The organism is Streptomyces bluensis (assembly GCF_014650715.1).
Taxonomy (GTDB): Bacteria; Actinomycetota; Actinomycetes; order Streptomycetales; family Streptomycetaceae; genus Streptomyces; species Streptomyces bluensis.
The window spans coordinates 125,470-137,830 of the sequence record NZ_BMVM01000005.1 but is presented as its reverse complement, the minus strand read 5'-3'; the positions used below and the strand labels follow the sequence as shown (position 1 = coordinate 137,830).

The window sequence follows — 12,361 nt, the reverse complement described above, 5'->3', positions numbered from 1 at the left end:
ACCCTCCTCACCCCGGGCCCCTTCTTGATCGTACGTGCGCGGGTCACGGATAGCATCCGCGTATGGAGCTGCTGCACAGCGTCACTGACGGGGTCGCCACCGTCGTCATCCATCACCCGGCCAAACGCAACGCCATGACGGTCGGGATGTGGCGTGCGCTGCCGCCGCTGCTCGAAGGCCTGGCCGCCGATCCCGCCGTACGGGCGCTCGTGCTCACCGGCGAGGGCGACACCTTCTGCGCCGGGGCCGACATATCGACACTGCGGGACTCGCCGGACGAGGCGCAGGAGCTGGCGAGGCTCGCCGAGGAGGCGCTCGCGGCCTTCCCGAAGCCTTCGCTCGCGGCGGTCCGCGGGTACTGCGTGGGCGGCGGGTCGCAGCTCGCGGCGGCCTGCGACCTGCGGTTCGCGGAGGAGGGCGCGCTGTTCGGGGTGACCCCGGCGAAGCTGGGGATCGTCTATCCGGCCTCCTCCACACGGCGGCTGGTGTCGCTGGTGGGGCCCGGGACCGCCAAGTACCTGCTGTTCTCCGGCGAGTTGATCGAGGCGGAACGGGCTCTGCGAACGGGGCTGGTGGACGAGGTGGTCCCGGAGGGTGAACTGGGCAAGCGAGTCCGGGAGTTCACCCGGGTGCTGGTCTCCCGCTCACAGTTGACGCAGGCCGCGGCCAAGGAGTTCGCGAACGGCCGCACGGACCGGGACGCCCACTGGGCGCAGCAGGCGCGCGGGAGCGGCGACACCGCGGAGGGCGTCGCCGCGTTCCTGGAGCGCCGCGCACCACGGTTCACGTGGAGCGTGTGAGCTCCCCCTTGCTCCAGCCGTCCCGGGCATGACCGGGCCGAGTCGCGGTACTCGACGCGTCCCGGTCGTACGGGCCGGGAGACGAAAGGGGAATCTCGTGTTCAGTGCGATCGCAGATGTGTTGCGGCAGATCGGAGCCGCGATCGCCACCGTGGTGACGCTGCCGTTCCGCGCCCTGGCCCGGCTCCTGGGCGGAGCCTCGGGGTCCACGCGGCGCGGTGGTCGAGCGCGCCGGGTCTGACGGCGTCATCGCGCCCTGGTCCTCCGCTGTCGGTGTCGCCTGCCACAATTGCCGCGCAACCTCAGTGGAGAAGGCGGTACGGGATCGTGACGACACCCGGGTCCCTTGAAGTAGGGTCCATCGAAGGCAGGATCGCCGAGGAGCTCGGCGTGCGGGAGCGGCAGGTCAAGGCCGCGGTGGAGCTGCTCGACGGCGGTTCGACCGTGCCCTTCATCGCCCGCTACCGCAAGGAAGCGACCGAGATGCTCGACGACGCGCAGTTGCGCACGATCGAGGAGCGGCTGCGCTATCTGCGGGAGCTGGAGGAGCGGCGGACGGCGATCCTCGACTCGGTGCGCGAGCAGGGCAAGCTGACGCCCGAGGTCGAGGCGCAGATCCGCGGTGCCGAGACCAAGGCGCGGCTGGAGGACATCTACCTGCCGTTCAAGCCGAAACGGCGCACCAAGGCGCAGATCGCCCGCGAGGCGGGGCTCGAACCGCTGGCCGAGGGGCTGCTGGGCGACCCCGCCGTCGAGCCTCTCGCGGCCGCGGCGGCGTTCGTGGACGCCGACAAGGGCGTCGCCGATCCGCAGGCCGCGCTGGACGGCGCACGGGCGATCCTCACCGAGCGGTTCTCGGAGGACGCCGACCTGATCGGCGAGCTGCGCGAGCGGATGTGGGTGCGCGGGCGGCTGGCCGCCAAGGTGCGGGAGGGCAAGGAGGAGGCGGGCGCGAAGTTCGCCGACTACTTCGACTTCGCCGAGCCCTTCACGGAGCTGCCCTCGCACCGCGTCCTCGCCATGCTGCGCGGCGAGAAGGAGGAGGTCCTCGACCTTGTCCTGGAGCCCGAGGAGCCCACGGACGGCCCGTCCTCGTACGAGGGCATCGTGGCCAACCGCTTCGGGATCGCCGACCGCGGACGCCCTGCCGACAAGTGGCTCAAGGACACGGTCCGCTGGGCCTGGCGCACCCGGATCCTCGTGCACCTCGGCATCGACCTGCGGCTGCGGCTGCGGACCGCCGCCGAGGACGAGGCGGTCGACGTGTTCGCGGCGAACCTGCGGGACCTGCTCCTCGCCGCACCCGCGGGCACACGGGCGACGCTGGGGCTCGACCCGGGTTTCCGTACGGGCGTGAAGGTCGCCGTGGTCGACGCCACCGGCAAGGTCGTCGCCACCGACGTCATCTACCCGCACGTCCCGGCCAACAAGTGGGACGAGGCCGTCGCCAAGCTCGCGCGGCTCGCCAAGGAGCACGCGGTCGAGCTGATCGCGATCGGCAACGGCACCGCGTCGCGCGAGACGGACAAGCTCGCCGGTGAACTGATCAGCAAGCACCCGGAGCTGAAGCTCACCAAGGTGATGGTGTCCGAGGCGGGCGCGTCCGTGTACTCGGCGTCGGCGTTCGCCTCGCAGGAGCTGCCCGGCATGGACGTCTCGCTCCGCGGTGCCGTCTCGATCGCCCGCCGCCTCCAGGACCCGCTCGCCGAGCTGGTGAAGATCGACCCGAAGTCGATCGGAGTCGGGCAGTACCAGCACGACCTGTCCGAGGTGAAGCTGTCGCGGTCGCTGGACGCGGTGGTCGAGGACTGTGTGAACGGCGTGGGCGTCGACGTCAACACCGCCTCGGCGCCGCTGCTCGCCCGGGTCTCCGGCATCTCCTCCGGTCTCGCGGAGAACATCGTGGCGCACCGCGACGCGAACGGCCCGTTCCGGTCCCGCTCCGACCTGAAGGGCGTGACGCGGCTGGGGCCGAAGGCGTACGAGCAGTGCGCGGGCTTCCTCCGGATCCGGGGCGGCGACGACCCGCTGGACGCGTCGAGCGTGCACCCCGAGGCGTATCCGGTGGTCCGGCGGATGGTGAAGCGGTCGGGCGCCGAGGTGGCGTCGCTGATCGGCAACACGTCGGTGCTGCGGTCGCTGAAGCCGGGTGACTTCGTGGACGAGACGTTCGGTCTGCCGACGGTGACCGACATCCTGAAGGAGCTGGAGAAGCCGGGGCGCGACCCTCGGCCGGCCTTCAAGACGGCCACCTTCAAGGAGGGCGTCGAGAAGATCTCCGACCTGTCCTCCGGGATGGTGCTGGAGGGGGTCGTCACGAACGTCGCGGCCTTCGGTGCCTTCGTGGACGTCGGTGTCCACCAGGACGGGCTGGTGCACGTCTCGGCGATGTCGAAGACGTTCGTCAAGGATCCGCGGGACGTGGTGAAGCCCGGGGACATCGTCAAGGTGAAGGTGCTGGACGTCGACATCCCGCGCAAGCGGATCTCGCTGACGCTGCGGCTGGACGACGAGGCGGCCGGGCAGGGAGCGGCTGCCTCCGGCGGTGGGCGGCAGCAGCGTGGGGGGCGGGCGCCTCAGCAGCGGCAGGGGCGTGGCGGCGGTGGCGGCGGGGGTGGTGGGGCGCGTCAGGCCTCTGCTCCCGCGAACAGTGCGATGGCGGATGCGTTGCGGCGAGCGGGACTGGTCGATCCCAAGCGGCGGTGAGGTTGCGGCGGGGGTCTCTTTCGCCCCCGCCGCCCCTACCCGTCCCATCCCCAGGGGCTCCGCCCCTTCGACCCCGCCCAGGGGGCGGAGGCCCCTGGACCCCGGGTTTTCGGGGCTGTGCCCCGGCCCCCCACTTCGGGGCTCCGCCCCTGGCCCTCCCCGCTTCGGGGCCGCGCCCCCGGCCACCCGGCCTTTGAGTCACGCCCCCGGCCTCGGGCTTTGGGCAAGTCCCCGGCCCCGGGCTTTGGGCAAGTCCCCGGCCCCGGACTTTGGGGCACGTCCCCAGCCCCCGGACTTGGGACCACGCCCCCAGCCCCCGGACTTGGAACCACACCCCCAGCCCCCGGATTTTGGGGCACGCCCCCAGCCCCCGGGCTTTGGGCCGCGACTCCCACTCCCCGGGCTTGGGACCGCGCCCCCTGGCCCCTCTTCGGGGCTCCGCCCCGGGCCCCGTGCGGGGGTCAGCCCCCGGAACCCCGCACCTCCAACGCCGGAGGGGCTGGGGTGCGGGGCGGCGCTGCTCCCACGCACCCCAGCGCTCGCAAGGGGGGTCTGGGGGCGGCAGCCCCCAGGGATGGGACGGGTAGGGGCGGCGGGGGCGACAGAACCCCGCTGTCCGACGACGGGGCCTAGCGTTCCGTCACCTTCCCCGACGCCACCTCGAAGCGCCTCGTCACCCGTACCGCGTCCAGCATCCGCCGGTCGTGCGTCACCAGGAGCAGCGTGCCCTCGTAGGAGTCCAGTGCCGACTCCAGCTGTTCGATGGCGGGGAGATCGAGGTGGTTGGTCGGCTCGTCCAGGACCAGGAGGTTGACGCCTCTGCCCTGGAGCAGCGCGAGCGCGGCCCTCGTGCGCTCGCCCGGGGACAGGGTCGCCGCCGCGCGCAGCACGTGGTCCGACTTCAGTCCGAACTTGGCCAGGAGGGTGCGGACCTCGACCGGCTCGGTCTCCGGTACGGCCGCGCAGAACGCGTCCAGCAACGACTCGGAGCCGTGGAACAGCCCACGGGCCTGGTCGACCTCGCCGACCAGGACGCCCGAGCCCAGGGAGCCGTGGCCCGCGTCCAGGGGGACACGCCCCAGCAGCGCCCCGAGCAGCGTCGACTTGCCCGCGCCGTTCGCGCCCGTCACCGCCACCCGGTCCGCCCAGTCGAGCTGAAGGGACACGGGTCCGAACACGAAGTCGCCGCGGCGCACCTCGGCGTCCCGCAGGGTCGCGACGACCGCGCCCGAGCGCGGGGCGGCCGCGATGCTCATCCGCAGCTCCCACTCCTTGCGCGGCTCCTCGACGACCTCCAGCCGTTCGATCATGCGCTGGGTCTGCCGGGCCTTGGCCGCCTGCTTCTCGCTCGCCTCGCTGCGGAACTTGCGGCCGATCTTGTCGTTGTCGTTGCCCGCCTTGCGGCGCGCGTTCTTGACGCCCTTGTCCATCCAGGCGCGCTGCGTCTGGGCGCGGTCCTGGAGGGCCGCCTTCTTGTCGGCGTACTCGTCGTAGTCGTCGCGCGCATGCCTGCGGGCGGTGTCCCGCTCCTCCAGGTAGGCCTCGTAGCCGCCGCCGTAGAGGTTGATCTGTCCTTGGGCGAGGTCGAGTTCGAGGACCTTGGTGACCGTGCGGGTCAGGAACTCGCGGTCGTGGCTGACGACGACGGTGCCCGCGCGCAGGCCGCTCACGAATCGTTCGAGTCGCTCCAGGCCGTCCAGATCCAGGTCGTTGGTGGGCTCGTCGAGGAGGAAGACGTCGTAGCGGGACAGCAGCAGGGAGGCCAGGCCGGCCCGCGCCGCCTGGCCGCCCGAGAGGCCCGTCATCAGCTGGTCCAGGCTCACCCCCAGGCCCAGCGCGTCGGCGACTTCCTCCGCGCGCTCGTCGAGGTCGGCGCCGCCCAGGGCGAGCCAGCGCTCCAGGCTCGTCGCGTACGCGTCGTCCGCGCCGGGCGCTCCGTCGACGAGCGCCTGCGTCGCCTCGTCCATCGCACGCTGGGCCGCGGCGACGCCCGTACGGCGCGCCAGGAACGCCCGTACCGTCTCGCCCTCCCGCCGTTCCGGCTCCTGGGGCAGGTGGCCCACGGTCGCGGTGGGCGGGGAGAGCCGCAGCTCCCCCTGTTCCGGGGCGAGCAGCCCGGCGAGCATGCGCAGCAGCGTGGACTTGCCCGCTCCGTTGGCACCGACGAGCCCGATCACGTCGCCGGGCGCCACGACGAGGTCGAGCCCGGAGAAGAGGGAGCGGTCGCCGTGTCCGGCGGAGAGGTTCTTGACGACGAGGGTGGCGGTCACAGGGGGCGATCCTAACGACCACGGGACGTGCGGGCCCAACGGAAAGGCTCCGGCCCCCGGACCGGCGCGGACCGCGCGGTCGCGCACCGCCTTCGGGCCCGGCACCGCCACGGGCCGGCGGCGGATCCTCCTGCCCCTCAGCGCACCATCGGCTCCACCAACACGGTCCCCGATGACCGCGCCACGACGAACGACTCGCCCTTCAGTGCCTTCCCGCTCAGTGCGATGCGATGGCGGCCCGCCGGGAGGATGCCGTCGAAGGCCGCGTGCGTGTGGGTGCGGTGGAGACGGTCCAGACGGTACACGGTCACCTGGACCCGGCAGGTGGACGTGACCTCGACGCCCGCCTCGCCCTCGGCGGCGATCAGCCGGGTCAGGCGCCGCTGGGCCGACGGGCTGCGGTCCAGGGCGTTCTCGATCTGGGCCACGAGCAGCGGGATGACCGGGGCGAGCCCGTCGACGTGGGCGACCTCGACCCCGGCTCGCTCGAACGCTTCCCGTACGGCGGCGCGTTCCTCCTCGCCCACGGCCCGGCCGAAGGCCACCGCGCCGTAGGTGCGCAGTTCCTCGGCGGGCACTTCGGTGGCGTCGTGGGTGATGTCCGCACCGATGCCGATGGTGCGCAGGGCCGCAGCGAGCCTGGCGAGGACCGCGACACGGGCGCCGATGAGGAGCACGCGGCGGCGGGCAGCGGCGTCGTCCGCGCTCAGGAGGGACTGCAACGCGCCGCGGTAGTCGGGGCCGTGGAAGCGGAACGGACCGATGCCGTGGTAGCCGTTCCGTTCCAGATCGGCGGTCTCCCCGGTCTGCCAGGCGAAGTCGCGCCACACGTAGTCGTCGCCGTCCCTCTCTATGACGGCCGTGACGGCCCCGCAGGCGAGATCCTCGCACTCCGGGCAGCCGTAGATGACGTACCGGCCGTCAGTCAGCGGGGCGTCGGCCTCCAGGAGCAGGCTGCGCACCTGGGCGGTGAAGATCGCGGGCGGGATGTCGGAGGCGAGCGGGGAGACGGCGTCGAGGTCGGAGAGCTGGAACAGCAGCGGGCGTCCGTCGACCATGAAGTCGACGAAGTCCCGGTGCGCTTGGTAGTCACCGTTGGCGAGGACGCCACCGGCACGCATCGCCGGTGCCAGGCCGAAGGTCGCGTACTCGGCGGACATGGCAGACATGGTGTGAGTATCCCCAGAGCGGGAGCAATGTGAGCACGGCATGACAGATTCCGTCGATGTCACCGCGTCACGGAACCAGGAAGCGGCGCCCCGGCCCGAGGAGAGTGGCGTACGTACGGTCGGGGGCGTGCGCGTCGCGACGTGACTCGACGCCCGCACGACGCGCCCGCGGCCGCCCGCCGGCCCGCGGTTCTCCCCTGCCGTCGCCCGAAGCTCAGTGCTTGCCGAGCGGATCCCCTTCCGGCTCCGTCCCCTGGCCGGGACCGATCTTGATCTCGAAGTCGCCGTCGTACCTCTTCTGGCCCACGATGACGGCGCTCTCGACGGCCTCGGAGGCCATCTCCTCGCGCACGATGACCGGATCCCGGCGCAGGTCGCGCATGAGGGCGACGCACATGCCGATCATCACGACCACGAACGGCGCGGCGGCGAGGATCGTGAGGTTCTGGAGGCCGGTGAGCGCGTCGCCCTGTCCGCTGCCGACGAGCAGCATGATCGCGGCGACGGCTCCCGTGACGACGCCCCAGAACACGACGACGAACCGGCCGGGTTCGAGCGCGCCCTTCTGTGAGAGCGTTCCCATCACGATGGACGCGGCGTCGGCGCCGGACACGAAGAAGATGCCGACCAGGATCATCACGAGCAGGCTGGTGACGGTGGCGACGGGGTAGTCCTGGAGTACGGCGAAGAGCTGGCCCTCGGGGGTGGACTCCTCACCGAGTCGTCCGCGCTCCTGCTGCCTCATCGCCGTACCGCCGAAGACCGCGAACCAGAGGAGGCTGACCGTGCTGGGGACCAGGATCACGCCGCCCACGAACTGACGGATCGTACGGCCTCGGCTGATGCGTGCGATGAACATGCCGACGAACGGCGTCCAGGAGATCCACCAGGCCCAGTAGAAGACGGTCCAGCTGCCCAGCCAGTCCGCGACGCCCTCGCCGCCGGACGCCTCGGTGCGGCCCGCGAGTTGGGGCAGGTCGCCGAGGAAGGAGAAGACCGACGTCGGCAGCAGGTCGAGGATCAGGATGGTGGGGCCGGCGACGAACACGAAGGCGACGAGCAACAGTGCGAGCACCATGTTGGTGTTGGACAGCCACTGGATGCCTCTCTCCACTCCGGACACCGCGGAGGCGACGAAGGCCAGGGTCAGAACGGCGATGATGGCGACCAGAAGCCCGGTGCTCACCTTGTCCATCCAGTCCAGTTCCTGGACGCCGGAGCCGATCTGGAGCGCGCCGAGGCCGAGGGAGGCAGCGGATCCGAAGACGGTGGCGACGATCGCGAGGATGTCGATGATCCGGCCCCCGGTGCCGTTCGCGTGCTTCTCACCGATCAGCGGGGTGAAGACGGCGCTGATGGTCTGGCGGCGGCGCTTGCGGAACGTGCTGTAGGCGATGCCGAGGCCGACCACCGCGTAGATCGCCCACGGGTGCAGCGTCCAGTGGAAGAGGGTGGTCGCCATCGCCGTCTCCATGCGCTCGCCGGAGCTCTCGGGACTGGTGCCCGGCGGGGGCGTGGTGTAGTGCGAGAGCGGCTCGCTGACGCCGTAGAACATCAGTCCGATGCCCATGCCCGCGCTGAACATCATCGCGACCCAGGACACCGTGCGGAACTCGGGCTTCTCGCCCTCCGCGCCCAGGTGGATGCGGCCGTAGCGGCTGACCGCGAGCCAGAGGGCGAAGACCACGAAGCAGGAGGCGGCCAGCATGAAGGCCCAACCGCCGTTGCGTATGAGCCCGCCGAGCAGGCCGGCCGAAGCGTCCTCAAGCGAGTCGGTCCAGATCGCGCCCCACAGGACGAAGGCCAGGGTGAGGGCGGCGGTCACACCGAACACGATGCGGTCCGTCTGCGGCCGTCCGCCGCCCGGGAGGCCCGCTTCCGATCCTGGAAGCGCGCCTCCCTCGTGTTGGCCGTGGGTGCGGTGGAGTTCATGCGTCACAGGCGGAGCCTTTCCCGGAGTGGCTGGAATGGGCTACTCCTGCCCGGAACCGGCTCCGGCATGTGACACGGTTCCCGTCTTTTCAGCAGTCCGTTCTTTTCAGCAGTCCGTCTCGGGCTCCCCGACCGTCAGCCGGTACGGCGCCCGCTCGTCCAGCAGCAGCGGGACGAGTGCGCGCAGCGACTGCCGCAGGGGTACGAGGGTGCCGTCGCCGTCGTGGCGCACCCGCACGCCGTGCAGGGCGAGTTCGTCCTTCACCTCCGTGTACTGGGCGTCGGTGAGCCGGTAGCCGCAGGGCGGGTCCTGGATCACCTCGGCCGGCTCGGCCGGGTCGTTGTCGGCGCCGCCGACGTAGACCGGGCCGCTGTCCCGGTAGCCGGCGACACGGGCCGCCGCGGTCGCCGCGTCGACCTGCCCGCCGCGCTCCCCCGCGAAGCCGAACAGGCCCTTCAGGGCCGACAGCTGGGAGTTCACCCGGCGCCGGTTGTTGGCGGGCTCCGCCGTCCCGTCCGTCAGGGGTTCCACACGGCTCTCGATGAGCAGTCCGACCGCGTGTTTGACGCCGGACATGTTGCGCAGGATGCGTTCCTGTCCGTCACCGGCGACCTGTTTGACCGGGTCGCCGCTGGTGGGGTCGGTCCATATGCCATATGTGCCGGTCGTGTACCCGGCGGCCTGTGCGGCGGGCCGCACGTAGGCCTGTGACAGGGTCTCGGCCTCCTCGTGCACGGTCCCGTCGGTGTTGAGGTTGCGCGGCCAGAGGTCGAAGAGGTCCTTGTCGTAGAACTGGGGTGTGGCGCCGTACTCGTGCAGGTCGTAGACGATGTCCGGTGTGCGGTCGCGGATGACGGCGGCCATCGCCCGCGCCTCTGCCGTCTTCAGCGACAGGTGGTCGCGGTTGATGTCGACGCCGTCGCTGTTGCCGCGCGTGTCGGCGGCCCGGCCGTCCGGGTTGGCGGTGGGCACGACGAGCACGGTGGTGCGTTTCAGGAAGTCCTTGGTCGCCTTGTCCTTCGCGTACGCGAGGTCGCGGACCGTGGAGAGGCAGGCCTCGCGCCCGGAGGGCTCGTCGCCGTGCTGGCTGCAGATCAGGAGCACGGTGCGGGTCGTGGGGCGTGTCCCGATGCGGACGAGTTGGAGCGGCCGGTCCTGCTTGGTGGTGCCGATGCGGGTGATCGACACGTCGTCGCCGGCCCGGTCGACGGCGGCCAGGAACTCCTGCTCCTCCGGCTGGCTGGTCCAGCGGGCGCCGCCCGTCTGTTCGAACCCGGTGCGCAGTGGGGCGTCCGTGGCCGGGGCCGCGGACGCCGGGGTGGACAGCAGGGGTGCGGCCAGGGCGGTGGTCAGGGCCGCGGCGATCATCGTGGCGGTACGGGGGTGGAGACGGGCTTTCATGCGGCTCCCGGGATGCGGTGGGCGGTGTGCGGGTCACGGACACCGTTCAGAACGGATGTGTCCGCAGGGGCGTGGTCCGTGGCGGTGGCCCCCTTCGTCGCGTCCGCGAACGCGTCGGCGCCACCGAGCAGCGGCACGCGCGCGGAGGTGCGTGACAGGTCGAGCGTCAGCGTGGGTGTGGACGACGGGGGGTCGATCAGGCCCCTGTCGGTGCCCGCGACGATGAGCGCGAGGCGGTGGCCCTTGGGGACCACGTGGTCTCCGGCGTGCAGGTCGAGCGTGATCGTGTACGGCTTGCCCGGAGTCAGCGGGGCGCCCTTCTGGTCCGAGACATGGTTGCCGAGGTCGGCCCAGCCGCGGCTGAAGACCGTGTAGTCGACGTCGGCCGACTTGGCCCGCGTCTCCCTGAAGCAGGAGCTGTCTCCCGTGGTGCTCGAACCCCAGCAGGTGCGCTCGGTGAGCGTGGTGATGCCCTCGGCGGCATCGGCGTAGTCGCGGATGGTGTCCGGTCCCAGGTCCACGAGGACCGCCGAGAGGTGGGCGGTGGAGGTCGTGGGCGTGGCGGTGACGGTCACCTGGGAGGAGCCGGACAGCCGCAGCGCCTTGGTGAGCGGCCTGGTCACGAATCCGGCCTTGTCGGGGGTCGGCTGGTCGATCCGGGCCGCCCAGTCGGTCTCACTCTGCCGCGGGTCGTCGGTGAAGGTCTCGGTGCCCGATCCGCGGCTCAGGCCGAGGGCGCCGACACCGGTCTGGGCGCCCCGGTCGGGGCGCAGGTTCACGGCCTCGGTGCTCGGGGGCGGCCATACGCTCGATGTCACCCATGTGTCGGGGTGCCGCTCGATGTCGGCCATGGGCTCGTCGTCGATGCCGTTGTCATAGCCGAGGAGTTCGTGGTCGAACCACCGGTGCAGGGTGTCCACCCATGCGGCCCGCCGGAAGTCGAACGGGTCGACGTGCCCGGTCTGCGAGATCCAGATCTTGCGCTCGACGCCGTTCTTCGCGAGGGCGTCCCACCACTGGCCGAAGTGCCCCGGCCGGACGTTGAGGTCCTGTTGGCCGTGCACGACGAAGACGCTGGCCTTCACCTTCTTGGCGTCCTTGACGTAGTCGCGCTCGGTCCACAGCGGGGTCCGGTCCCCGGTGCGCGGCGCTCCGTCGACGAGCTTTTGCTGGACCGCCGCGCACCGGGCGCGGGCGTCGGGGCTCTCGACGGCGTTGGACAGCCAGTCCGGGCCGGAGTCGTAGAGCGGGGCGCCCTTGGCGAAGTAGTAGTCGTACCAGGAGGAGATGGCGCTGATCGGGACGATGGTCTCCAAGCCCTCGACACCGGTGGCGGCAACTCCGTTGGCGATGGTGCCGTCGTAGCTCTTGCCGATCATGCCGGTCCTGCCGTTGGTCCAGGTCGCCTCGGCACGGGCGGTGCCGGTGCGGGTCGTGTAGCCCTCGGCACGGCCGTTCAGCCAGTCGACGACGGCCTTCGCGGACCGGATGTCGGAGGGGCCGCCCACGTCCACGCAGCCGTCGGAGCGGTTGGTGCCGGCGAGGTCGACGCCCACGAAGGCGTAGCCGCGCGGCACGAAGTAGTTGTCGTAGAAGAGCGGCATCTGGACGACGTTGCCGTTCGCGTCGTACGTCTTGCGCTGGCTGTCGTTGCCGCGTCCGCAGCACGAGTAGTACGGGCTGGCATCCATGATCACGGGTATCTTGCGGCCCTGCCCGGCGAGCTCACGGGGCCGGACGATGTCGACGGCGACACGGTCCGGCCTGCCGTCGCTGTCGCCGTCGAGTCCGATGTCCACCCATACGGACTCGCGGATGGCGTTCTCGTACGAGTAAACGGGCTCGCTCACCTTCGGTGCGGGTGCGCTGCTCGCCACCGCCGGGGTCAGGAAGGTGGCCATCAGGGCGGCCGTGGCCGCCGTCGCGAGCGATCTCCAGATCGTGAAGCGCCTGCGGCGCGCAGGTGGGGACATGCGCGGACGGTACTGCGGTCAACTCCTGTGCAAAAGAGGGCCTCAACGGGCTGATGAGGTCTCAGATGGGTTTCACCCAGTGGTGGCTTGGAAGGTGGGCCCCAGGAAG

The 12,361-nt window shown here is 71.4% G+C and carries 8 protein-coding genes; 3 read left to right on the top strand and 5 right to left on the bottom strand.

Translation table 11 applies throughout. The annotated features are described in order from the left end of the window. The first annotated feature begins 62 nt into the window (after positions 1-62). The 3 genes from IE262_RS15600 (at position 63) to IE262_RS15590 (ending at position 3,506) form a co-directional block, all read left to right on the top strand. On the top strand, positions 63-800 hold the full coding sequence (locus IE262_RS15600) for an enoyl-CoA hydratase/isomerase family protein (protein ID WP_189874234.1): 738 nt from the start codon (positions 63-65) through the stop codon (positions 798-800). A 97-nt stretch (positions 801-897) separates the two neighbouring features. Next, positions 898-1,041, top strand: coding sequence for an LPFR motif small protein (locus IE262_RS15595; RefSeq protein ID WP_166681654.1), 144 nt, complete (start codon positions 898-900; stop codon positions 1,039-1,041). Positions 1,042-1,127: 86 nt separating this feature from the next. Continuing rightward, positions 1,128-3,506 (top strand): Tex family protein, encoded by a 2,379-nt coding sequence (locus IE262_RS15590; RefSeq protein ID WP_189874232.1) that lies wholly within the window; start codon positions 1,128-1,130, stop codon positions 3,504-3,506. A 629-nt stretch (positions 3,507-4,135) separates the two neighbouring features. Here the strand turns inward: IE262_RS15590 and IE262_RS15585 are convergent. The 5 genes from IE262_RS15585 to IE262_RS15565 all read right to left on the bottom strand — a co-directional run bounded on the left by IE262_RS15585 (position 4,136) and on the right by IE262_RS15565 (position 12,252). After that, the gene (locus IE262_RS15585; RefSeq protein WP_189874230.1) at positions 4,136-5,776 is read right to left on the bottom strand and encodes an ABC-F family ATP-binding cassette domain-containing protein; all 1,641 of its coding nucleotides are present in this window, start codon (positions 5,774-5,776) and stop codon (positions 4,136-4,138) included. Between the two features lie 137 nt (positions 5,777-5,913). Then, on the bottom strand, positions 5,914-6,936 hold the full coding sequence (locus IE262_RS15580) for an oxidoreductase (protein ID WP_189874565.1): 1,023 nt from the start codon (positions 6,934-6,936) through the stop codon (positions 5,914-5,916). 223 nt (positions 6,937-7,159) lie between these two features. Further along, positions 7,160-8,884 (bottom strand): BCCT family transporter, encoded by a 1,725-nt coding sequence (locus IE262_RS15575; protein ID WP_189874228.1) that lies wholly within the window; start codon positions 8,882-8,884, stop codon positions 7,160-7,162. Positions 8,885-8,983: 99 nt separating this feature from the next. Beyond that, complete coding sequence (locus tag IE262_RS15570) at positions 8,984-10,246, bottom strand: M14 family metallopeptidase (protein ID WP_189874563.1); 1,263 nt, start codon at positions 10,244-10,246, stop codon at positions 8,984-8,986. Positions 10,247-10,275: 29 nt separating this feature from the next. Next, positions 10,276-12,252 (bottom strand): Xaa-Pro dipeptidyl-peptidase, encoded by a 1,977-nt coding sequence (locus IE262_RS15565; protein ID WP_189874226.1) that lies wholly within the window; start codon positions 12,250-12,252, stop codon positions 10,276-10,278. Positions 12,253-12,361 lie beyond the last annotated feature (109 nt).

Coding starts and splice junctions, on each gene's coding strand:
- IE262_RS15580 (WP_189874565.1), bottom strand. CDS start 6,936: ATGTCCGCCGAGTACGCGACCTTCGGCCTGGCACCGGCGATGCGTGCC.
- IE262_RS15570 (WP_189874563.1), bottom strand. CDS start 10,246: ATGATCGCCGCGGCCCTGACCACCGCCCTGGCCGCACCCCTGCTGTCC.
- IE262_RS15600 (WP_189874234.1), top strand. CDS start 63: ATGGAGCTGCTGCACAGCGTCACTGACGGGGTCGCCACCGTCGTCATC.
- IE262_RS15565 (WP_189874226.1), bottom strand. CDS start 12,252: ATGTCCCCACCTGCGCGCCGCAGGCGCTTCACGATCTGGAGATCGCTC.